General features: G+C 42.3%; 19 protein-coding genes and 2 pseudogenes. 10 read left to right on the forward strand and 11 right to left on the reverse strand.

Features of this window, described 5'->3' with window-relative positions; all coding sequences use genetic code 11:
* Window positions 1–50: 50 nt before the first annotated feature.
* A pseudogene (locus tag I8U18_RS17900) lies at window positions 51–989 on the reverse strand (MFS transporter).
* Between the two features lie 379 nt (window positions 990–1,368).
* Here I8U18_RS17900 and I8U18_RS16560 point away from each other — a divergent pair.
* On the forward strand, window positions 1,369–3,180 hold the full coding sequence (locus I8U18_RS16560) for a sigma-54 interaction domain-containing protein (protein ID WP_232336436.1): 1,812 nt from the start codon (window positions 1,369–1,371) through the stop codon (window positions 3,178–3,180).
* Between the two features lie 826 nt (window positions 3,181–4,006).
* A pseudogene (locus tag I8U18_RS16565) lies at window positions 4,007–5,099 on the forward strand (IS256 family transposase).
* 472 nt (window positions 5,100–5,571) lie between these two features.
* Here the strand turns inward: I8U18_RS16565 and I8U18_RS16570 are convergent.
* Window positions 5,572–6,582, reverse strand: a complete 1,011-nt coding sequence (locus tag I8U18_RS16570; RefSeq protein ID WP_198065078.1) for a site-specific integrase — start codon at window positions 6,580–6,582, stop codon at window positions 5,572–5,574.
* Window positions 6,583–7,209: 627 nt separating this feature from the next.
* Complete coding sequence (locus I8U18_RS16575; protein WP_198059586.1) at window positions 7,210–7,842, reverse strand: DUF6338 family protein; 633 nt, start codon at window positions 7,840–7,842, stop codon at window positions 7,210–7,212.
* Window positions 7,843–8,276: 434 nt separating this feature from the next.
* On the opposite strand from I8U18_RS16575, the gene I8U18_RS16580 reads away from it, so the two are divergent.
* Both I8U18_RS16580 and I8U18_RS16585 read left to right on the forward strand, forming a co-directional pair.
* Entirely contained in the window at window positions 8,277–8,807 is a 531-nt protein-coding gene (locus I8U18_RS16580; RefSeq protein ID WP_198065079.1) for a competence protein CoiA family protein, read from the forward strand.
* A gap of 208 nt (window positions 8,808–9,015) precedes the next feature.
* The gene (locus tag I8U18_RS16585) at window positions 9,016–9,192 is read left to right on the forward strand and encodes a hypothetical protein (protein WP_160173883.1); all 177 of its coding nucleotides are present in this window, start codon (window positions 9,016–9,018) and stop codon (window positions 9,190–9,192) included.
* Window positions 9,193–9,375: 183 nt separating this feature from the next.
* On the opposite strand, the gene I8U18_RS16590 is transcribed toward I8U18_RS16585, so the two are convergent.
* The 3 genes from I8U18_RS16590 to I8U18_RS16600 all read right to left on the reverse strand — a co-directional run bounded on the left by I8U18_RS16590 (window position 9,376) and on the right by I8U18_RS16600 (window position 12,607).
* Window positions 9,376–10,293, reverse strand: coding sequence for a DMT family transporter (locus tag I8U18_RS16590; protein WP_198056566.1), 918 nt, complete (start codon window positions 10,291–10,293; stop codon window positions 9,376–9,378).
* Window positions 10,294–11,463 (reverse strand): aminotransferase class I/II-fold pyridoxal phosphate-dependent enzyme, encoded by a 1,170-nt coding sequence (locus tag I8U18_RS16595; protein ID WP_198065080.1) that lies wholly within the window; start codon window positions 11,461–11,463, stop codon window positions 10,294–10,296.
* 85 nt (window positions 11,464–11,548) lie between these two features.
* On the reverse strand, window positions 11,549–12,607 hold the full coding sequence (locus tag I8U18_RS16600; RefSeq protein ID WP_033101664.1) for an iron-containing redox enzyme family protein: 1,059 nt from the start codon (window positions 12,605–12,607) through the stop codon (window positions 11,549–11,551).
* A 291-nt stretch (window positions 12,608–12,898) separates the two neighbouring features.
* Between I8U18_RS16600 and I8U18_RS18380 the strand changes: the two genes are divergently transcribed.
* Genes I8U18_RS18380 through I8U18_RS16615 form a run of 3 tightly spaced genes read left to right on the forward strand, consistent with a single transcriptional unit; the run spans window position 12,899 to window position 14,158 of the window.
* Window positions 12,899–13,144, forward strand: coding sequence for a winged helix-turn-helix domain-containing protein (locus tag I8U18_RS18380; protein WP_370589424.1), 246 nt, complete (start codon window positions 12,899–12,901; stop codon window positions 13,142–13,144).
* Between the two features lie 13 nt (window positions 13,145–13,157).
* The gene (locus I8U18_RS16610; protein ID WP_033101666.1) at window positions 13,158–13,367 is read left to right on the forward strand and encodes a tautomerase family protein; all 210 of its coding nucleotides are present in this window, start codon (window positions 13,158–13,160) and stop codon (window positions 13,365–13,367) included.
* Between the two features lie 26 nt (window positions 13,368–13,393).
* Window positions 13,394–14,158, forward strand: coding sequence for a class I SAM-dependent methyltransferase (locus I8U18_RS16615; protein ID WP_033101667.1), 765 nt, complete (start codon window positions 13,394–13,396; stop codon window positions 14,156–14,158).
* Window positions 14,159–14,197: 39 nt separating this feature from the next.
* On the opposite strand, the gene I8U18_RS16620 is transcribed toward I8U18_RS16615, so the two are convergent.
* Together I8U18_RS16620 and I8U18_RS16625 are read right to left on the reverse strand one after the other, a co-directional pair.
* Window positions 14,198–14,821, reverse strand: coding sequence for a DUF2238 domain-containing protein (locus I8U18_RS16620; protein WP_198056570.1), 624 nt, complete (start codon window positions 14,819–14,821; stop codon window positions 14,198–14,200).
* A gap of 459 nt (window positions 14,822–15,280) precedes the next feature.
* Window positions 15,281–15,472, reverse strand: a complete 192-nt coding sequence (locus tag I8U18_RS16625; protein WP_198056571.1) for a hypothetical protein — start codon at window positions 15,470–15,472, stop codon at window positions 15,281–15,283.
* 241 nt (window positions 15,473–15,713) lie between these two features.
* Here I8U18_RS16625 and I8U18_RS16630 point away from each other — a divergent pair, with 241 nt between their 5' ends.
* The 3 genes from I8U18_RS16630 to I8U18_RS16640 are packed head-to-tail and all read left to right on the forward strand — an operon-like array spanning window position 15,714 to window position 18,305.
* On the forward strand, window positions 15,714–16,703 hold the full coding sequence (locus tag I8U18_RS16630; protein WP_198065081.1) for an ABC transporter ATP-binding protein: 990 nt from the start codon (window positions 15,714–15,716) through the stop codon (window positions 16,701–16,703).
* Between the two features lie 5 nt (window positions 16,704–16,708).
* Entirely contained in the window at window positions 16,709–17,533 is an 825-nt protein-coding gene (locus I8U18_RS16635) for an ABC transporter permease (RefSeq protein WP_198065082.1), read from the forward strand.
* Complete coding sequence (locus I8U18_RS16640; RefSeq protein WP_198065083.1) at window positions 17,517–18,305, forward strand: ABC transporter permease; 789 nt, start codon at window positions 17,517–17,519, stop codon at window positions 18,303–18,305. Before I8U18_RS16635 ends, I8U18_RS16640 begins: the two co-directional genes overlap by 17 nt.
* A 229-nt stretch (window positions 18,306–18,534) precedes the next feature.
* Here the strand turns inward: I8U18_RS16640 and I8U18_RS16645 are convergent, their stop codons facing one another.
* From I8U18_RS16645 to I8U18_RS16655, 3 genes are all read right to left on the reverse strand, one after another.
* The gene (locus I8U18_RS16645; RefSeq protein ID WP_198065084.1) at window positions 18,535–20,304 is read right to left on the reverse strand and encodes a CocE/NonD family hydrolase; all 1,770 of its coding nucleotides are present in this window, start codon (window positions 20,302–20,304) and stop codon (window positions 18,535–18,537) included.
* Between the two features lie 100 nt (window positions 20,305–20,404).
* Window positions 20,405–21,229, reverse strand: a complete 825-nt coding sequence (locus I8U18_RS16650; RefSeq protein ID WP_198065085.1) for a MerR family transcriptional regulator — start codon at window positions 21,227–21,229, stop codon at window positions 20,405–20,407.
* A 225-nt stretch (window positions 21,230–21,454) separates the two neighbouring features.
* The gene (locus tag I8U18_RS16655; RefSeq protein WP_198065086.1) at window positions 21,455–22,276 is read right to left on the reverse strand and encodes a HEAT repeat domain-containing protein; all 822 of its coding nucleotides are present in this window, start codon (window positions 22,274–22,276) and stop codon (window positions 21,455–21,457) included.
* Window positions 22,277–22,524: the final 248 nt, after the last annotated feature.

Consider the following 22,524-nt stretch of genomic DNA (forward strand, 5'->3'; position numbering starts at 1 on the left):
AAGAAATTTGGCGGTATTATTCGAAGGGGATTTATTCGACGGGGAGTGGGTCAATTCTTTTTCGGCGATCCTGGGTCAATTATAGACCGGCGGTAACAATAGCATACAGCGCTCAACATCCAGACGATGCCGACGGTGGTACGGCGTCCAATACGATCGCCAACGTACCCGTGTACGAGATAACCAATATACGAGAGTGCGTTTGACAAAATTAGCATGAATAGTGAATTGCTAAAGGTAATGTGTTTTCCATTAACCAAAACGGTTGTTGAGAGAACGGAAAAGACTTGGATCGCAAGCCAGTTACAGAGAAATGCAAGTGATAGGAAAATGGTATGCTTACGAATATCGGAACCAAACATTTGTCTAATAGGCGTCTTCTCCATTTTAGACAGATCGATGTTGTACTCGAGCGCAAGCTGTTGAGCTTCCGCCCTCCGATTTTCTTTGATGAGGCGTCGTAGTTGCTGCATTTGCTTGAATCGAGGAGATTCTTCCAAACGTGACCAAAGTGTGACGATAACAATGGCCGGGAACGTCGCAACTAGGTACGTTCCACGCCAGCCGATATAGGGTTCCAAAATTGCCGTCATCAGTGACGCAAAAAGGACACCAATGGGCCAACCGCCTTGCACAAAACTCTACAAAAATCCACGGCGTCCAGGCCCCATAATTTCTGATAGATAGGTTGTGTTCACCGCCTATTCGGCATACCCGAGACCCGATAGCGATCGAACTACTACAAGGTAGATTGGGTTCATCGTTAATGCAGTCAATCCGGAACTTAACGCTGCACCAAACGTGGTCAACATCAGCGAGTTCTTCCGACCGAAGTAGTCGGTCATCGGTCCGACCAGTAACGAGAATACGAACGTTCCTACAGATACCCACGTCGCAATTTGAAGGCTCGTTACCGATGACCAATGAAATGACAGTGCAATAACAGGAAGCAGGGTACCAAACAAAATAAAGTCATACACCGACAACATCCAGGCCAGAAACGAGCAGATAAGAGCGTACGTTACTTGTCCACGACTCAAGGTAATATTTTGGATTTTTCTAATAGAATGAGTAGGATCATTACCCAACCTTTCCCCCCTTTTTTTTGATAAATTAGTAGTGTAAGGACTGCTGTAGCCCCCTAGAAGCTTTCAATAGCCTTTAATTGCAATCTTCATGCCAACGTAACTATTAAATAGATAAATTATTATGGGACATCTAATAACGTAGTATTAAAGCGGTTTTTATGTAAATTGGTTCATTTTAAATTGGTAGAAACTAGATATTTTTTAAAGTTTTCGTACCATTATTTTGCATTTTTGCATTGCAATTTGCCAAATTGCAAGAAAACGAACAGGAGGGATTCCTTTGAGCGCATCTGAAATCTGTGCCAACTCCAATCCAATTCCCTGTGACTTGGCAACGTCGATACTCGAAGCAATCCCATCGGCTCTTTGTGTGATAGACCAGTGCGGATCACTGGTATATGGAAATGCTATGGGATTCGATATCTACTCGCGTCTGTCCCGCACAGATGAGAGTAATCTGGTGTTAAACGAAATCAAGCAAGTCCTGAAACAGGGTAAAACACTCATAGCGCACCCCCTCACCATCGACGGGAAGGTCTACGTAGTTACCGCTTCACCCATTTACCATAACAACGTGGCGACGGCGATTTTTGCCACATTCGAAGAGGTTTCCATCTATAGATCCTTATTTGATGTGGAATTTGAATCGTTTCAAACTACTATTGATGATTTGCAAACAATATTTGATAACTCATACGATGTACTATATGTGACTGATAGAAACGGCCGCACCCTTCGTGTAAGTTCCGCATGTGAAATTCTGTGGGGCAAGAAACCAGAAGAATTAATCGGGCGAACTGTATATGAGTTAGAGGAAGAAGGAGTTTATCGCCCAAGCGCAACTAGACTTGCTTTGGAACGTGGAAAAAAGGTACAAATTGTGCAACAAACACGTACGGGGCGGCGATTGATGGTGGTGAGCACGCCCATCCGCGACAAATATGGCAACATCGTTCGTGTTGTCAATGCTTCACGTGACATTACAGAAATTCAAGAACTGGAACAAGAGATCAATCAACTGAAAAGCCTCACGGAGGGGTACCGCAAACAACTTACCGAGGTCCAACGAAACAGGGCTCGTGAAGAAAATCTTCTCATTTACTCCAGTAAAGCCATGTCCAACATAGTCTACACTATCGAAAAGGTGGCATCTGTCGACTCCACAGTGTTGATCACAGGAGAATCTGGCGTGGGCAAGGAGGTTGTAGCGAACTGTATACACCAGCTTAGCCCGCGCTCCAACGGCCCCATCATCAAACTGAATTGTGCCGCAATCCCGGAAAGTTTGTTAGAAAGCGAATTGTTCGGCTACGAGGAAGGCGCTTTTACCGGCGCGAGCCGGCACGGCAAGGCTGGGTTATTTGAATTGGCGAGCGGCGGAACATTGTTTTTAGACGAAATCGGTGACATGCCTCTCGGTCTACAAGCAAAACTGTTGCGCGTTCTTCAAGATGGAGAACTTATGAGAATTGGTGGTCGAAAACCCATTAAAGTTAATGTAAGGATTATAGCCGCAACCAATCAGATGATGGGAAACCTAATTCAAAACGGACTCTTCCGTAAAGATTTATATTACCGACTTAACGTTATCCCAATTACCATTCCACCCCTACGTAAACGCAAGGAGGACATTATACCTCTGGTTCGACACTTCTTAGAGCTATTCAACAAGCGCTACGGAAAACAGATCAGCTTGAGTACTGGTGCGTTAAGGATACTGATGGATTATTCATGGCCCGGTAATGTACGCGAGTTGCAGAATGTGATTGAACGTGTCGTGGTTACAGCAGATACCAATCAAGTTGACGAACAAGATTTATCAATGTACATCGGCGAACGGCATACTGAGGTACAGTTATACTATGATGATTCATTCACAAACGCTGGATTGTTCGTGAACGAAATCATGCCGCTTAAGGATGTGGTCAGAAAGGCGGAAATGTACATGATCGGTATGGCTGCACAGAGGTGTCGCACGCTTGCAGAAATGGCTGCGTTGCTCCAGGTAGACCAGTCAACCATTTCACGGAAAATGAAAAAATATAAATTGAGCATTTTGCAGAACGGTAGGGTATCCCCAACTAGATCCTAGCGGTCTCGACCAAATACATGGGCTTCGGCCATAAAAATATGGAAAGCCGTATGAGGGCAAACCTCACGTACGGTTTAACGAGGGGTTGCTGGGGAGATCTACGATTTTGGAACCGTCAGAGGGGTACGTGAACAATTTGAAAAATGATCCGACATATCTGAAATTTCCCCCATATAGGGAATGTTGTACAAATTATAGTTCACATTTCGCCGAACAGGAGTAAAAGAGCTACCCCTTAAAGGGCAGCTCTTTTTCATCAAAAAAAACAGGGGTCTAGGAGGCTCGTAGAGCGACGAAAAATCGTTCCGAATACTCCAATAAAGTAGAATGGGAAGAATGAGAGGTGCCGATAGGCGGCTTTTTATTTTTGCCCGGATAGACTCCTGACGAAATTGAAGGAGTCGGTTTCATAAAGCCCATCAAGCCGTGCAAGGAGTTGGAGCCGACTATTAAGTTTCTGCGAACTTGGTTGATTGGACTTGTGGTGATTGCGGGACTGATGGTGTTATCGTTTTATGGATTCCGATTATGGATACAATATGCCAACTCCGATTTGTTTAAGGGTGAAGTGAATGCTGCCATTATTACTGGACTTGTCGGAATCGTTACGCTTGTTGGGACGATGGGATTTACGTCTCATTTCAATTATCATTCCATAGGTTAACGATTCGGAATGAGTTATTTAAAAAAGGCTTTTATCATCAGATTTTCAGTTAAGTCCGTATAATTGTGTAAAAAATGGCACTCCTAAAAAATAAGTGAGCCATAGCGAAAATCCTCGGTTAGAATTGAATTGGCACTAATTTCCAATCGAGGAGAATTTCACATGGTTCAGTATCAGATTGCCGTAGATTCAGAGGTTTTGCATCATCTTTTTTGAAGGATTCAAAAGATTACGGAGTGGCCAAATTGTTGGAGTCCGTATTGAACCAAATCCTGCAGGCACAGGTCTCAGAGCAACTGGCGGCAGAACCTTATGAGCGTACGGAAGAGCGCAAGGGGTACCGGAACGGTACCTATCCCCATCAACTCACCACCCGTGTAGGAACTATTACGCTGATTGTTCCACGGATCCGGAGTGGCAAATTCTCGACAGAGCTGTTTGCACGCTATCAGCGGAGTGAGCAGGCCCTGGTACTGGCATTGATGGAGATGGTAGTCAACGGAGTGTCTACCCGAAAAGTTGCTCAGATTACAGAGGAATTGTGCGGAACGGAGTTTTCCAAGTCGACAGTGTCGGATCTGTGCAAGCAGCTGGACCCTGTCGTGTCCTCTTGGAACGCTCGTCCCTTGCAGGACGAGCCGTATCCCTTCGTCATCGTCGATGCTATGGTGCTCAAGGTACGGGAAGAAGGGCGTGTGCGTGCCCGCGGTCCCTCATCGCCATTGGTGTTAACGAAGAGGGATACCGTGAGGTTCTTGGCTTGATGCTGGGAGACAGTGAGTCAGAAGCCAGCTGGAGTGAATTTTTCAGCTGGCTCAAGGGTCGTGGCTTGCACGGCGTAGACTTGGTCGTCTCTGACCACCATGCTGGCTTAATCCGGGCCATCCGCCAGCATTTTCAGGGAGTCACTTGGCAACGTTGCCAGACTCATTTTCTTCGAAATTTGTTGGATGCCACGCCCAAAGCTTGGCGTGAGGAAGTGCATGCCCGTGTGCGGGCATGCTTGGATGCTCCAGATCCGGAAACGGCTTCGAACCACCAACAGTCTTGAACGGCTGAACGAGGAAATTCGCCGGCGTGAACGGGTTATCCGCATCTTTCCAAACCGTGCATCTGCTGTTCGCCTATTGGGAGCCTCCTGATGGAGATTGATGAAAGATGGGCCAGTGGTAGAAAGTACTTGGACATGACCGAGTACCTGGAGTGGCGAAAATCCAATGAAAAACCTCAGCCAAAAGTCACGCGCATAAGTTGAACGCCGACTTTTTCTGACCGAGGAAATTTACACATAATTTTGGACTTGATCTAGAAATCATCGGTTTAGCTTATGAGATGATATTTTTGAATCGAAATTAAAAATAGATTTCATGAAGAATATCCGGATGAATCCCCTTCGCCGAAAAAGATTAAGGAATGGATGGAAGACTGTGCGGTCGCCGCTGATATTTTGGGCAGGAAAAAAGAAACGAAATATATGGGTAAACTGGGTTCAGATACGACCTTCTGCATGATAAAGAAAGGGAAAGAGCCTAAATCCTTGCTCCTGCCCCTGAATTACCAGGCGAACCAGCCGCCACCGCCCAACAAGAAAGAGCAAAAAAACTCTTAAACTGGCCGGGGAAGAACCGATCGAGGCGGAATAAATAGCGGACATCAGACTGGTCTGTTGCTCCGATGAAATAAGCTGCACGAATTACCTGGGCAGCTTATTTCAAAACAGAGGAAAATTATAAAATCCCTCTGGTCGGACTTTTCTTTTTGATGTCGACTTCCCGGATGTACCTCCGCATGATGGCGATGCTCTTGTGACCACTGTGTCGCATAATATCGCGTTCTTCCACTCCATCATCCGCCAACTGAGTGATGATGCCGGCACGCAAACTATGGCCGCCGAATTCGCTCTTATCGAAACCGGCTTTTTCCGCGGCGTCTTTCACTACATTGTAAATGGCCTTGTCGCTCATCCGATTGCCGACCCGCCCCCCCTTATTCACCTGACGAAAAACCGCTCCTTCAGTGATGCCCGCAGCCCGAAGCCAGGCATCCAGTAAACGAACCGGACATTGACTGGCCTTTTCGCCATAATAAATGAACTTCTTCAATCCTTGCCCCTCTTGGTCGGTTTTTCCTTTTCTCACGATGATATAGATCCCTTCATTATCACGTTCGATGTCTTCCACGTTCAACGCAGCCAGTTCGGAACGTCGAAAGGCTCCCGCATATCCAATGACCAATAAGGCGCGGTTTCGGATATCAATTAACCGGTCTCCCTCCATCTCACTCAGAAATGCGTTCATGATCCGTTTGGTGGCTGGCCTCTTTTGTTTTTGGGCAATCCCGATGGTTTTCCGGAGTGCCTTCATCCAGCCTTTCACCCGGTCTGTGCTGGCCGGATTGTGATAGACAAAGTCTTTATTCCCTCTTGCTTGGGCCTCTTGCTCCATCATCTGCCCATATTCTTTGTAGACCGCGCGGATCGCAACAAGCCGGCGCTGGATCGTGGAATATTTGCGTCCCTTTTCTTTCAACGAATCCAAATAGTTGATGATGGTTGTACCGGTCACATCCTCGGGGTGTTTCCCGATGGAATCGAGATATTTGCTGAAATCTCTGAAATCTGATTCATAGGCCCGAAGTGTGTTACCCGCATGGAGGTTTTTAAAAACATCCATGGCGCTCCGGGTTAATCCTTCATTCTCAGCAAGCATGATTTCATTTTTTTGGTAAGGAGAAAGCATAATTGATCACCTTCACTATAAGTTCCGATAATATAATGTTATCGGAATCAATTTTTCGTGTCAAATAAGAATGAATTTTTTCTTACCAGTCAGCAAAAGATGAATAATTCGCATAATTTTTGACACCCCATAGATAGATTTTGCATTTTCAGCTAACATTCAAAATTTTGAATATACTCTTCCCGTTTTTCTGGCAGGTGTGAAAATTTCTCAGCATTACTTCATACCAAAAATGAGCATTGCGTATGAAATCGCTATGTCCTCTACCCCAATCAAGAAATGAAGCATAAAACTATGTAGCTTCCTTTTTATGGGGTTCTCTGAGCAATCGGCGGCTTCTCTCTGCCTTGCCCGACACCCTTGGTTCCAAATGATCCCTGGGACAGAGACGGTTTTTTTAACGGTTTTAAAGGAGGATGTTTGAAATCATAATAAAACCGCCCTTTTGCCAGGCGGTTACTTTATTATCCTTTGTCTTTCGGAAGTTTAATCGACGGTTTACCAGGTCCTTTTTTAGGTGGAAGAGATGATAAATTAAGAGGTTCATTCGGTCTATAACTTGCTGAATTATTACGAAAATCCCCTACAAATATATTCCTATAAAAAACAGTACTACTCTCTCCTTGTTTACCCTTTTCCGTATTCTTGTTCTTCTGTCTCTTCTTGCTCATTCGATCCATCCTCACTTTCTACACTACTATACAATTCCACTGCCAATATTTCTTCACCAAATATGATCATCCCTGCACTCCCTGGAATCATTTCAACAAAATCATCATTATCATCTAATGTATATACTTTCTCCAGGTATATTTGTTCTTTTGCCGGGTATTTTGAAGCATAAGATCCTTCTGAATATACCCCGCCAATCCGACTCCCATCTTTTAGCCGAACGATAACCCAATAAGGTTTCTTTTTACGAAAGACCCAATCCCACGGAGTAAGAATAGGCTCTTGAACTTCCTTAGTCAAACGATTAAGCCAACCCGAAGTGATCACCTTAAAAAATAAGTAAGCCGTTAATACAGGAAGAGCAAATATGCATAGATACCATGCCCAAATATGTTTTTGAATAATGCCTAAAAGCGGATAAATCAGAGCGAGATTAAACACGCTATAAGCAATAATGGCATATATAGTTTTTGCATAGTCCCTTTCTTCTCTGGGAACAAGCATATCGTACACTTTCATCGAAATGAATCCCGGCACAAATAAGATAAAAAATAATGCGATTGATTTAATATCCGGAGTAATATTCACTGAATTCAACTCCTCCTAAAACAGATTCGCATATTCCGTGACAATTATACATTTTTTATCTTTAATGATAGGTTATCAATTTTGTGGTTTACATTATATTAATCTGCACAGCCTTTCAAAGCCGATAGAAATACGGGATATCATCAATATCCATCTTGCTTTTCCCTGATATTTCGAATGTGTCAATCAAAAGTTAGCATTTCAAACCAGTCTACATTCCTTATGTAATAATCCAATGAAAAAATAATCATGTTCCTATATTTTAATATTTCTGATAAATGGTTATAATATTTAAAAAAAGGACAAAAATTTACAAATTACTCAATGGGAAGATCAGGAGGCTGAAACTGATGGTACAAACAAAAATCCGACCCAAATATCGTCGGCAGTACGGAGTTATTCCTTACGGACTCAGTTCAACCGGAAAAATTATTTTGCCAAAAGAAGCGAATCCTCAAGAACCGTACCAATGTCCTGAATGCAAAGGGAAACTGATTCTTAGACTAAGCAAATTAAAAAAACCTTATTTTTCGCATTATCCCGGCGAAAAACGCAAATGCAAATTAAATTATTCCTCAATCGCTTTAGCAAAACATGTTCTTCGCTTCGTATTAGATCAATGGATGAGGGGAAAAGGCGATCCTGTTGAAGTTCAACTGTTCTGCGGGGAGCGTCATGAAATCCCGCGGGATGAAATAAACGAAATTAAATTAAACCAGCGTATTCGTTTCCATCAAAAACGCAGATACCTCTCTCATCTCTCCCTTTTGGACCGTTACGGTCAATCAATCCTCCATATTGAACTTAGAGAAAAAAGCAGAGTGCACCACGTCAAACATCCCTCATGGTTGGAAGTAGCCTCTGAAGAAATTTTGTCCAATCCCTATTTGCTTTCGTCACTCAATCCCTATATGAACACTCCTTACTTTCTGAACCCTGCCCCACAGCAACTCAGCCTTTTTTAGTTCAACCTGGTAATGTTTAAAAAACTACCCACAAGACTCACAACAATTCATTCAGAACTTTTGAAGCGTTCTCTGCTCTTCCGCAGCAAGGACTGTTTAAAGTCCTCTTTGAAGGAGATCATTTCTTTGGATAGAATTAAACGACAGGGAGTTAAACCCCCTGAAGATACAGGGATGGAGGGAGTCTCTCGATCAAGGAGGTTGGGGCATGAAGTACCTGACAGCGATTTTTCTGTTAGCTCTTGGGATCGTTGCCGCAATTGGAACTGCATTTAAATGGCCCGGTTATTTAACTTGGTCCCTGATCATTTTATTCTTCATTTTAGCTGCATACTCAACAAAATATCTCAACCTGAAGAATAAAAAGATCGATAAATCCGAATAGAATCTAATTTTTAACAGAGATCAATTATTGATAAATGATATGATCGTCACATTTTCTCGCGTGAAACTTCTCTTTGACAACATGCTTAAAAAGAGGCGATTAGACGCCTCTTTTCTTCTGACAACAATAATTTATTCCTCTATAATTGTTCATTCAGCATATCTCGAATCCCTTGCAAATGTTTTACAAGTATGCATCATCTTTAACTTCCTTCCGTGCAGGCTGGGGTTTTGGTTTTTTAGAAGCCAAGGCGATGCCTGATAATATGAAAATCATCCCGGCTCCCAGTGTAAATGTCCAATCTTCCCCCAACAACAATATTCCCCCAAAAGCAACCAGCAAAGGAGTACCTAACTGAGATACCCCCAGTTGAGTATGGTTAAGTTTAGGAGCCAACCATCCGAATAAGACAAAACCAATTGCCTGAGGCACGATTCCCATATAAACAGCTGCTCCCCAGGATAACGAATTCATATTGTGGTAAGCGTTTGGTTCATAAATAAAGGAAAAAATAAAACAAATGATCGCTCCGATCCCCATGGTTCGGCTACTGGCGATAATATTAGCGATCCAGCCTTCAGGAATTTGATGTTTACACCAAAGTAAATACCCACCCCAGAAAACTCCGCCCAAAATCGCCAAAAATATTCCGGCATTCCACGTGGCATGATTAGTTGGATCGGAAATGAGAAGAAGCCCGCACAAGCTAATTAGTAATGCAAAAAGATGAATTTTGACTTCCTGTCTGTTGGTGACCAGTCCGTAAACAGATGATACTAAACTGGAACAACCAAAAAAGCAAACACCTGCTAACGAGACCGGAGCTGTTTTTAATGCAATTCCTAACAAAATAGCTTGTGCTGCTACAAATAATCCTCCAAATAAATACCGGGAATCCCATTTTAATTGCTCTTTTTTAAAGAATATCTTTGCAAAACCGGCTGTTACCATAGAGGATATTCCATAGCGAATACTCATCAAAGTCATCGGTTCGGCGATCCCCTTGGATACTAATTCTCTGGTAATAATCTTCGCACTGGCCCATGCTGTCAAAATGCATATTAAGAGAAACCAATTCCATCCGCTCATTCTTTGTGCCATTTAAACCCATCCTTGTTTTAAAAGAAAGTGATGAATGAGGTTCATTGCTTTCTTTAATTGTACTTCCGGTTGTACCAAATTAATCCGGACATAACCTTCTCCGTTCTTTCCAAATGCACTTCCCGGTGTCAGCACCACACCTGTATCTTCCATTAACCTGTAACAAAATTCGGTTGAAGAAACAGAAAGGGGGATTTTTGCCCAGATGTACATCGTAGCAGGAGGATTCATTACATCCCAACCGGATTTTTTTAGCTCTTTGATAACAAGGTCTCTTCTAGACTGATAAATTCTTATATGAGAACGATAAAATGAATCCCCTAATTTAAGAGCTTCTTTCGCTGCTTTCTGAATAGGATAAAAAATTCCATAATGAGTATGGGACATGAGTAGAGATAGTGCTTGAATGATTTCCATGTTTCCTACAACATAACCAATTCTGCATCCGGCCATGTGAAACGTTTTAGAAAGGGAATTAAACTCAACCCCAACCTCCTTTGCACCAGGGATATTCAGAAAACTTGTAGCTCGTTCTTGGTCAAATACCAGTTCTGAGTAGGTAAAATCATGAATTACTTTAAAATCAAACTTTTTTGCATAAAATACAACTTCTTCGAAAAAGGAGGGAGGAGCTAACTGAGGAATAGGGTTTCCAGGAAAATTTATGAACAAAAGTTTTGCTTTTTTTAAGATAGATTCGGGAATTTGGTCTAGTCTCGGGAAAAATCCGTTCTCTTCGGTCAAAGGAATATAGTAAACCCTTCCCCCTGCTAATTTTACACTGGTTTCGTAGATCGGGTAGCCAGGATCAGTTACAAGGGCATAATCACCTGGATTTATTATCGACAGTGCCAATTGAAAAAGGCCATCTTGTGTTCCGGGAACCTGTAAAATTTCTTGGTTTGGTTGTAAGTCAACATTATAGCGATCGCTGTAAAATTGAGCTACCGCCGGATTGAAAGCAGGGATAGCATGTAAGGTATACCCATATTTTGAACCGTCTTGTGCCCATGTGCTTAAGGTGGACATGATTCTAGGGTGCGGGGGCAAATCAGGGTTCCCAACACTCAAGTCAATCACTTTCCGCCCTTGCTGTTTAACTTTCTGTTTTCTGTTTGCCAGTTCCGTAAAGATCCCCAAGGACAAACCTTGTAAACGATCAGATTTCATTTCGATCTCCCTTTACATATTACTTAGCGAACTTATAATCAAGCCCACTTTTTTCTATTAAAAGTGGGCTTTGACTTCAGTCTGATCAATTCTTTGTAAAAGTTTGATAGAGCATATTGCAGTAATCCATGGATGTATTCAGACGATAATACGCTCCTTTTATAATCTCTTTCTTAGCTTCAGGGTTTCTTTTAATGACTGGTGCAATAGCGTTTCGCAGCCAACCATCTCCGTGTTTGGCGTCAATGGAAATGTGCAATACATGATACTCCTGAGCCTTTTCACTCAATCCTATTCTTTTATATCCTTTAACCAAATAACTAAACCGTTTGGGAGCCAGCATTTCTACCGCACCTAATGCTCCTAAGGCCCGATATGCATTTTTTCGGTGAATTACGGAATGTAACAGTACATTTCCGCAAGCCAGAGATTCCCATGATGCATCGTTAAATAACGAATTTAATGATTTATCCCCAGTGACCTTTAATTCCTCCAGCAAATGATCAAACATGATAGTATGGACTTTAGACATATCGCCATTGCCCATTTCATCCCAATAGTTTTCTGCAAGTTCCATTTTGACATCATTATCAAGACCAATTTGAGCTAATGCTACAAGGTCATCAAATCGAGAATCAACCGTGATTTCTTGAGAGAAAAAGTAAGCCATTTCTTCAAAACTCGCATTTTTTTCGAGATAATGGAACAATTTATGTTCAGCTACTTCGTGATTGATCAACATTAATTTAAACCAACGTATAAATTCATCAGGATTCTCTGGGTAATCAACTTTTGGTATCCGCTGGTCCTCGAACTCTTCCCAAGCCATTTCCAGCAGTCTCTGGACCTCTAACAATATAGGATTAAATTGATTGTAAACTGGATGTTTACCAGGAGTATAAAGGTGAAGTTCATAAATCCATCCCAAGCTGCGATGAAGCGAGTAAATGGCTTGTGGATTTTTCTTTTTAAAATCCTCTGCCAATTGTCTTGTACGTGAAAGCAGGATTTCTCGATGATCAGGATTGTTAATAAAATATGAGTATAAGTTTTTTTCTACAATCATTTCCTTTACAACTTCATGAAAAGGGGTTGTTTCAAACAACAGCTTTTCCTTCAACCGGGAGTTCATTGTTACTGTCATCATTCACTCTCCTTTCAATTTCTTAAAAAATATTCCCATAATTAAAAGATGTAACCCTATTTTTCCTTACAGTTTATCAAGATTTCTTAATACATTTATTTGCAATTCTATTTATTAATTTTGAATTTGAACAATAAAAATAAATGTGTTATTATTGGTAAATATAAACCAACAGGCAAAAAGGCAGGTGCGGAATCTGGAATTCCTATGGTCAGCAATACCAACTTCAAAATTGCAGTGGGAAATAATTGCTTTCTCGATTTGAATTTTGAGACGCTGATTCGAGACAATATGGTAATAAGCTTATCGCGAACACAGTTTCGTCTTCTTTATTATTTGGTTCAGCACCTTGGAAAACCCGTGAAAAGTGAAGAACTTATTGCTTATGCATGGGGGGAGTTTAGCACATCCAAGTTGTGTGATTTATATGTTTACATCAACCGTTTACGTCAACGAATCGGCGATGATACCGCCAAACCGAAGTTTCTTCTCACTATTAGAAATATAGGTTATATTCTTTATCCGATTTCAGATTAACGGAGGCGATTTTATGCCCATTGTAACTATTAAAATTACTGATGAAGGAGTTACAACTCAGCAGAAAAATCAGCTCATTAAAGGAGCTACCGAGCTTCTTGAAAAAGTCCTCAACAAAAATCCTGCTCATACGTTTGTTCTTATCGAAGAAATTTCTACGGATAACTGGGGAGTATCTGGTGAAAGTGTAACGGTTCGACGGGAACGTCAAAAAAAATCATAATCTGAGGAAGGGAGAATTTTAACCTTATGAATGAATGGAATGCTACCTTCTATGATGAAAAAGTTTATTTCGTTTCCAAACTAGGTGAAGACCTTATTCAACTACTATCCCCTAAACCCCATGAAACTATTCTCGATTTAGGTTGCGGAACAGGAGATCTTACCAATAAAATTGCCCAAGAAGGGGCTAAAACTCTTGGAATTGATTCATCTCCAGACATGATAAACAAAGCCCGAGAAAAATATCCTCATCTTTCTTTTGAGGTACAAGATGCTTATCAGTTTCAATCCAAGGAAACTTTTGATGCTGTTTTCTCCAATGCAGTGCTTCATTGGATAAAAGAACCAACGAAGGTGATTAAGAATATTTGGTTTAATCTAAAGCCACACGGTCGCTTGGTAGCTGAGTTCGGTGGTAAAGGGAACGTTGAGTCGATTTTTCTGGCAATAAAAGAAACGTTAGAAGAATATCAAATAGACATCGAAAGCCGAAACCCTTGGTATTTTCCTAGTATCGGCGAATATTGCACACTACTTGAAAAAAATGGGTTCCGTGTCCTGAATGCCATTCATTTTGATCGTCCAACCCCATTACCCGGCGGAGAACATGGATTGGATCATTGGCTTGATATGTTTACAGATAGTTTTTTTCAAGGGTTTTCTACTACAGAAAGAAGAGAAATATATCAAAAAATTAAGTATAATCTTCATTCCAAGCTCTATCAAAAAGGAACTTGGGTAGCTGATTATAAGCGGTTACGCATCTTCGCCATAAAGAATAAGGATTACTAGCTTCAAGGCGGCCAAACGGATAGGGCCGCCTTGAAGCTTTCAGATACCGTTCTTCTCCAGCGCTCTGATCTGTTTATCGTGACAATTTCTGAGAAAGAGAAGAAAAATGAGCGCCCCCAAAAAAGCGCTGGCCATATCCCAATGGGTATCCCAGCGATCCCCTTGTTCGCCGAGAAATTTCGATATATTTAACTGACACAGAATAGCGAAGAAAAATTCAAACAACTCATAAGCCGCGCTAAAAGCCAAGCTGATACAAAAGATGACAAAAGATTCCCGATTGCGATCGCGAATCACGCCCTTACGGACCAGATATTCCCGAAACAGCACAGCGATAACCATTCCCTGAAAAAAGTGCCCAAACCGATCGAAATTATTCCTTTTAAGAGACAAAACCTCCTTTATTTCATTAAAATAAGGAACTTCACCGTAGGTATAATGTCCTCCAATCAGCATGATGGTGATTGCGATAAAAACAATGACATATGCAAGTGGCGTTAAGCGAAAACGGCGGTAAGTCACTAACAAGGCCGCTGCCAGCAAGAAAGCTCCGCTCACTTCATAGATCCATAATTTTATATTTAAAGGATTGATGGCTGACCAAATAAAAATCCCCATCCACAGGCTCAGCATCAAGAGACAAAGCTTATCCCGAATCTTCACTTAATCCCTCCTTTAATTATGCAATTGTGTAAAACCTTATCCTCAATCTTATGAACACATCACTTAAATTATACGAATAATAAAAATATTTAATCACTAAAACAAGACAAATGACCAATTATCTTAAGCCATATTCCTGACAGAACGCTTCCTAAGCGATAGCCCCAAAATAAAAAGAGACTGCACGCGGCAACCTCTTGATCGCAAACTCAACAACCGGTATAAGCATGTTCCTTCCCTGAGCGGATGAAGATTCAGTCAGAATCCCTTCTCTCTTCGTTGTTCCTCGATCCCACAAAACCGGTCAATGTTTCTCAATTGGCGAATACGCCGAACCAGCCAGTTTTTCTGCGATTCGGCGTATTTGTTGTCTGTCGTTGATATTGATGAATGCTGAAACAACTCAAAACCCTTTCCCATTTCCTCCCCAATGCATATACTCTTTGATTTGTTTTCACGTTACACAATCTCTTTTTCTCTGATCAAGCCCCAGTCGGTTCGAAAATTTCGTTGACCGGCATAGAGAAACATATTTTTGATTTGATACGGTTTGCCATTAACAAAAATCGGGTCGCCAATTTTCAAGTATTCTGGAGATTTAGGGGACTTGAATTCAAAATTTAACATCATAAGCGGTTTTCGTTTCGCCATCTATTCATTCCTCCTGTAATTCCTGTTTCGATATAAATAAATTATATTAAAAATAAAAAGGAAATTTCTATACGGATTGTTTAGATTTTTTTAATAAATTTCGTCTAAACTGCAAACTTTCGTTTGTATCCCTTACCTATCGTCCCATGAAGCAAAAGTTAAACTGAAATACTATACATGGCAAAACAAATCATTTAAAATAGTCATAAATTTTTTGATTCCCAAAGGAGAGGAAGACGCCATGACGAAGGCCATCAGGGTTGAAGGACTGTCAAAATCCTTTATTGTCAAACACAAAAAACCGGGTTTGCTTCAATCAATAAAAAATTTGTTCCATCCTTCTCTCTCCGAACAAATCGCTGTCCACCCGCTTGATTTTCAGGTGGAACAAGGAGAAATTCTTGCATTTCTCGGCCCCAATGGTGCAGGAAAATCGACTACGATCAAAATGTTGACCGGAATTTTGCATCCAACCCGCGGAAGCGCCGAAGTACTGGGATTTAATCCCTGGCTGGAACGGCAAAAGCTCGCCTTTCACATCGGCTCTGTTTTCGGACAAAAATCGCAACTGTGGTACCATTTGCCACCATTTGACACCTTTGAACTGATGAGCCGGATCTATGAACTTCCCCGTGGCGATTATCGAAAACGGCGGGATCAGTTGATTGAACGGTTTGATTTGGGAAAAATTCTCGATATCCCCGTTCGCAAACTGTCACTTGGTCAACGGATGCGCTGTGAAATTGCCGCCACTTTGCTGCATCGCCCCAAGATCGTTTTTCTGGATGAACCGACCATCGGCCTCGACGTGGTTGTTAAACAAAAAATCCGTGATCTGATCAAAGAGATGAACCAGGAAGAAGGGACAACTCTGTTTATTACCTCCCATGATGCAGGCGATATTGAACAACTTTGCAAGCGGGCGATCGTGATCAATCACGGCCAAATCATCCTTGATGACACTGTTTCCAATTTGAAGCGGCATTTTTTGAAGCACAAGACCATTCACTTGAAATTGCAGGAAGCACCAACCCATTTCCATCTTTCCGGAGTGGTATTGGTCAAGCAAAAAAGAACCGGCCTTCGCCTCTCTGTAGACACTTCTCAAACTTCCATCGAACAAGTACTCTCCCATATCATCCAAAATCATCGGCTGGCCGACGTTACCATTGAAGATCCTTCGATGGAGGAAATCATTACCCATATCTATGAAAAGCGGGAAGGAGGGTGAATGAAATGGAGACAGTTATAAGCAGATTGCGCTTTCGCAAAAAAATGCAAAAATATGGTGCCGTCGGTTCGATCACGGTCCGCAATAACTTTGCCTACCTCCGCTCTTTCTTCATTCGCTCCTGGTTTTTGCTGGTCATTCTGTTCATTTTCGTTCAACTCTGGCGAATCACTTACCAGGGTGAAGGCTCCCCGGTCATCTCAGGATACACTTACGAACAAATGATCTGGTATCTCATATTTGCCGAATCGATCATTTTGTCATCGCCACGCCTGTCCGTCAAAATTGAAGAAGAAGTGATCAAAGGGGATGTGGGTTATCAGCTCACCCGCCCGATGAGCTATCTCCTTTACCATTACTTCTCCTATATGGGGGAAGCGTACGTCCGTCTCGGCATTAATCTGTCCCTCGGCAGCGCCCTTGGAATCACTTTGTTCGGGTGGCCGCACTTTGGTTTTGGTTGGCTCGGATTTTTGCTGATCTCCGTCGGTTCCTTTACAGTTAACTATCTCATGACCATGATGCTGTCCCTCTGCTCCTTCTGGGTGGAAGAGACACGGGGCCTCGTCTTCGTATACAATAAAATCCTTTTTATAATCGGCGGCCTTATGCTTCCGCTGGAAATATTCCCCGGTTATCTGCAAACCATTTGCCATTGGCTGCCTTTCCAAACCATTACCTATTTCGCGGCAAATACAGGCGTGCACTTTGAATGGCTCACACTGGGAAAAAGAGTTTTGATCCAGACAGCCTGGATTCTCCTTCTCTCATTCTTGCTGCACCGGGTCTACGAGAAAGGGGTGCGAAAGCTTCATGTCAACGGCGGCTAAATACGCCCGATTTGTCCTTGCATGCTGGAAGCTCAACCTCGCTGGCGCCATGGAATTCCGTTTGAGTTTCTTCATGACGGCGGGCATGATGATCCTTAACAATGCTGTTTGGATTTTCTTTTGGCAGATCTATTTCCATCGCTTTCATCTGGTCAACGGCTGGCAAGTATCGGATGTCATGATGTTATGGGCTGTCACTGCGGGCGGTTTCGGACTCGCCAACGCTTTTTTCGGGAATGCGGAAAACATCGGAAATCTCATCATAACCGGTCAGCTGGATACCTACCTGGTTCAACCCAAACCCGTCCTGCTGCATGTCCTGATCTCCCGCATGTCCGTTTCCGCTCTGGGCGACTTCATCTTTTCCCTGATCGTCTTTCTCTTCTTCGGCCAACACACTTGGATCGGGATTGTCAAATTTGCGGGGGCCCTGCTGCTTTCCATGTTGATCTTTGTCTTCTTTTCTGTCTGTATCCAATCGCTCGCTTTTTATGTCGGCAATGTTGAAGGACTGGTCGGCCAAGAGTTGATCGTCACTTTTGCCACCTATCCGACGGACATTTTCCGCGGACTGACAAAAGTTCTCCTTTTTACAGTCCTTCCTGCCGGATTCATCTCTTACCTTCCGCTCGGCTTGCTTCGGGAAGTGCAACCGTTGTTTTTTGGTGCTGCACTCGGGGTCACCGCGCTCCTTGTTTGCGGTGGCACTGCCCTCTTTTATCATGGGCTTAAACGTTATGGTTCCGGAAATATGATGGGAATGCGTAAGTAGGGATGATGAAAAGAACCGACTCATAATCCTGAGTTGGTTCTTTTCCATGGAGAGATCGGTGTTTTCTCTAAAGGGATCTGAATGTTATTTTTAGCATGAATTTAATTTGTTTTCATTCCTGTTTTCGCATTTGTTATTTTTCTATTTGCATTGCAAACTTGTTTATGTTTTTAACTGTTTTGCAGATAAAACCCTCAGTACCAGATCATTTAACAGTACGATCAATACATTATCTTCTTGGTATGATCGGCAGAATAATGGAAGAAGGATGTTCTGCATCATGAAAGATGGTTTGCCGGGCGATCACCACATCCTCAGCCTGATCCTCACCGAAATTTTTGCCGGTATTGGGATTTCGGTCCCACCGCGGAAAATTACTGCTCGTTATATCCAAGCGAATACGATGTCCTTTTTTGAATAGATTGCTTGTTGACCATAAATCGATTTCATACAAGTAAGCTTTTCCCGGCTCGATCAAGCTTGGTGCCTCTCCTTTAGCAGCATTCCGATAACGGGCACGTATAATTCCATCGGTCAGATTTTGTGCATATCCGTCGGGATGAACATCCACCAATCGCGCGACAAAGTCTGTATCTGAGGCACTTGAGCTTGCCCACAGTTTCACTTTAACCGGACCTGTAACCTCTATGTCTTCTTCCAATACAGGAGTTGTATAAACCAATACATCATCGCGTGATTCAATCTCTCTTTGATCAAATGCACCGCTGCCGAAATCGGGTGGCATCATGATGGATCCGCCTTTCGTTATGACCGGATTCAAGGGATCATATGTATAATGATCGGCTGCCTCTTGACCAGGCATGATTGTACTGAGAACTCCATCACCTTGAAGGGTATTCGCATGCCCTTGGCTGTGCAAGTAGTACGGGGTATAAATTGTCCGGGCAAGCGGCCATTCATACTCATCGCGCCAAACATTCTCGCCCATCACAAATAATTTGACAGGTGCTTCACCGATAATACCGTTGTCCTTTCCTTTCAAGAAATGATCAAACCATCGCAATTGGAGTCCGACCAAATCCACGACAGAGGAATTGGCAGCCAATCCAAAATTTATGTCACCAGCTTGATGACTGTGATCCAAATGCATCCATGGACCGATGACCAATTTGCTCTGCCGGGCTTCCGGACTGCCTCCTTTGTTGCGCATTTGCAAAAAGTTTTCAATGGTTCCCTGCAAGAATATATCGTACCAGCCTGCAATGTTAAGTGCAGGAACCGTGATCTTGTCATATTTCCCCTTCAACGATAATGCATCCACATAAGCTTGATCCATGCCGCGCTCAAAATGTTCAAGAATTAGGGGAGCCACTTTATTACGGGCAAAAGGCGCAAAATTTTTCAATGGCAGTGCTTTAATCGCCTTTTTTAGTTGATCAATATCTGAAATTAACTGCGCCAAAGCAGCAGCCCGTTCTTGCTCATCCGAATAAAGTCTTGTGAGTGTGTCCAGATACATTCCCAATTGCCAATAGGCCAAAAAACCGAGTTCCAGCGCTCCTCCCCGGTACATTAATCCGTCAAAGGGATCGCTCCAGGAAAAAGAAGGGGTTGCTGCTTTGAGTTCCTGTGGATTTTGCAGCATGCCTGCCCACTGAACGAATGCGGAATAAGATTCACCAAACAAACCGACTTCACCACTGCTATAAGGAAGCGTGCTTGCCCACCGGATGGTCTCATATGTATCAGAAGCTTCATGTCTGCTCGTCGAAATAAGCTCCCATTCTCCTTCGGAAGCGAATCTTCCCCTTGTATCTTGAACGATGACCACATATCCCTGCCGGACTGCACGAGAAATATCATATAATCCAAAAGAAACAGGGGGATTATCTTTATTATAAGGATGGCGATGGAGCAAAACGGGCCATTTTCCTTCCTGATTGGGCCGATAAATATTAGCGCGCAACACGATCCCATCTCTCATTTCAACAGGAACATTAAATTCTGCAATCATCTGTTTTTCCAAAGAATCCGACATATCAAACACTCCTTGTTCCACGATGATTAAAGTTTTTTGAATAGCAGGCGGCACAGAAGCAACCAAAAAAGGTCATCATCAGCACCTGTTGTCATCCGGTTCATCGCATGAAACCCGCTCCCAAAATGGGCATCTGACTCTCTGTCACATATTGCAATTTGTTACTTTCTTGAGGTGATAAATAAACTTCCCTGCTTGGCATTTCCGGGCTGATCCGGTAGCCATTCTTCTCAATCCAAGATCCCAGATCGATGCTTACCGGCGTATCCACATCCGGACGGCTTATATGGGTAACCGACGCAACGGTCAATTCCGGCAATTCCACCGTCCGAAAATGGGCAGTGTCCTGAAGCTTGCGCGGAATTGGACAAGCTATTTCCAAATCGATGTTACTTTCACATTCCGGACAACCATGCCACATCACTATATGGGTTACAGGAATCGGTATCCCATTCCATTTTAAATATTCATCGATTTCTTCAAATAACCCGGGAATACTTGCTCTGCTTGTGGTCTCTTTAAGCGTTGCAACCAATAAGGGCTCAACCTTCTTAACCACAACCTCATAATGAGAAAGCCCGTCACTTTGCCGTTCAATTTGTTCCAATCTCACCTCTATACGTCTTAAACGCTCCATTTCCGACTGAATCAGCGAGTGCAGTTCCGCCTGCTTAAGTCGAAGCATTCCTCGAATTTCCACAGTAGATACTTTATCATTGAGAAGCTGTTTGATTTGTTCAAGCGTAAAACCAAGGTCCTTAAACGCAAGAATCCGATGCAGATCAAGAAGCTGTTCGCTGTTGTAGTAACGGTAACCGCTTTGTGGATCAGTATAGGCAGGCTTCAGAAGTTCAATTTGATCATAAAACCGTAATGTTTTGGCAGGCACTTGGCTTAACTTTGAGAATTCGCTGATTTTAAACATGGGATCACTCCTTCTGCACTCGAATTATAAACCTTCCATACAAGGGGAAAGTCAAGCGATAAAATGTCATAGAGCCTGTCCAAATTCAAAACAGCAGAAAAATTCCCTCGCTCCGATTTATAATCTCGGCAAGGGCCAGAGGCAGCGAAACTCAATAAAATAGACTGTTTCCATGGTAAAAGAAGTGACTAAGTTCCGGCTCCATTAAGCGCAACAGCTGTATACTCACAAACGGTTCTCTTCTGTTTTTTCTCTTGACAGAAGCTCAAAAGTTATTTCAGCTTCTTCCCTTACCCTAGGGGATAAATCATGCTCCATTACATATACAATGTCAGGTAAAACAGAACGATCATCCATAATTGATAGAGCTTCAAGTGTCTTTATTCTAATTTCTTCGTTTTCATGTACTAAAAATTGCTTGATGTTAGGTATAAATGAAGTGTTTCGAATACATCCCAACATTAGTAAGGAAATGGCTTTGCTTCCCAGATTCCCTTTTTCTAAGGCATGAAGGAGATAAGGGATCAATTCTTCATCCGTAAAATTTTCAAGAAGTTCTTCAATTAACTCATTTAGTCCAAGACCATCATCATCATAAGGGAGGTAAGCATCAAGAAAGTATGGTATAGATTTCACACTTCGTAATTCTCCTAGGACTTTTAATATTTCTTCCGCATCGTCGATTGGCTTTCCGTTTACACTCTGTTTGATTTTCTCGATGTTTAAAGGAATAATCTTAGATAAAATAGTATGTAAAGCTTCTATTCTATCCTGATAAAGGATATTTGCAAACGTTTTAACTTTATGGGATGGATCTTCTAAGATATCTCGGTTTAAATATTTAAGTGGCCCATGTGAGCAAAGGGCAAGGCTGATTAAAGCTTCATATCTAACAGACTCTTCGGGGTCTTTTATCATTTTCATAAATTTATCGTTGTAAATATTCTTGAATCCATTGTAATTAATGTATTTACGTAAGATTATAATCGACCATAATCGGCTGCCTGGATTATTGGAATGCAGCCCTTCCAGCGAATGGCGTTCCAATTCTCTTTTACCAAAGGCGAACAATGATACAAAGGTATCCCAATTAAGCGAGCCTGCATCCTCTCGATTTACAAACGAATTAATCAGTACCGGAATGGTTGAAGAATCTCGTGTTTTTTGGATCTGATCAACAAGGAATGTGTGCTTTTCTAGGGCGTGTCTGGTGAATCACTAATTGAGCCAAATCATCAGGGAAATCAAGGTAATGGCAGCACAAAAATAAACCGCCCGTTTTTCATAGCGCGTGG

The organism is Thermoactinomyces sp. CICC 10522 (assembly GCF_016055075.1).
Lineage (GTDB): Bacteria > Bacillota > Bacilli > Thermoactinomycetales > Thermoactinomycetaceae > Thermoactinomyces_A > Thermoactinomyces_A daqus.

Excerpts from the sequence above, each read along its gene's own strand:
- I8U18_RS16570 (WP_198065078.1), bottom strand. The coding sequence starts at position 6,582 with ATGCTTTCTCCTTACCAAAAAAATGAAATCATGCTTGCTGAGAATGAA.
- I8U18_RS16585 (WP_160173883.1), top strand. The coding sequence starts at position 9,016 with ATGAAGTACCTGACAGCGATTTTTCTGTTAGCTCTTGGGATCGTTGCC.
- I8U18_RS16590 (WP_198056566.1), bottom strand. The coding sequence starts at position 10,293 with ATGGCACAAAGAATGAGCGGATGGAATTGGTTTCTCTTAATATGCATT.
- I8U18_RS16595 (WP_198065080.1), bottom strand. The coding sequence starts at position 11,463 with ATGAAATCTGATCGTTTACAAGGTTTGTCCTTGGGGATCTTTACGGAA.
- I8U18_RS16600 (WP_033101664.1), bottom strand. The coding sequence starts at position 12,607 with ATGACAGTAACAATGAACTCCCGGTTGAAGGAAAAGCTGTTGTTTGAA.
- I8U18_RS18380 (WP_370589424.1), top strand. The coding sequence starts at position 12,899 with ATGGTAATAAGCTTATCGCGAACACAGTTTCGTCTTCTTTATTATTTG.
- I8U18_RS16610 (WP_033101666.1), top strand. The coding sequence starts at position 13,158 with ATGCCCATTGTAACTATTAAAATTACTGATGAAGGAGTTACAACTCAG.
- I8U18_RS16615 (WP_033101667.1), top strand. The coding sequence starts at position 13,394 with ATGAATGAATGGAATGCTACCTTCTATGATGAAAAAGTTTATTTCGTT.
- I8U18_RS16625 (WP_198056571.1), bottom strand. The coding sequence starts at position 15,472 with ATGGCGAAACGAAAACCGCTTATGATGTTAAATTTTGAATTCAAGTCC.
- I8U18_RS16630 (WP_198065081.1), top strand. The coding sequence starts at position 15,714 with ATGACGAAGGCCATCAGGGTTGAAGGACTGTCAAAATCCTTTATTGTC.
- I8U18_RS16635 (WP_198065082.1), top strand. The coding sequence starts at position 16,709 with ATGGAGACAGTTATAAGCAGATTGCGCTTTCGCAAAAAAATGCAAAAA.
- I8U18_RS16640 (WP_198065083.1), top strand. The coding sequence starts at position 17,517 with ATGTCAACGGCGGCTAAATACGCCCGATTTGTCCTTGCATGCTGGAAG.
- I8U18_RS16645 (WP_198065084.1), bottom strand. The coding sequence starts at position 20,304 with ATGTCGGATTCTTTGGAAAAACAGATGATTGCAGAATTTAATGTTCCT.
- I8U18_RS16650 (WP_198065085.1), bottom strand. The coding sequence starts at position 21,229 with ATGTTTAAAATCAGCGAATTCTCAAAGTTAAGCCAAGTGCCTGCCAAA.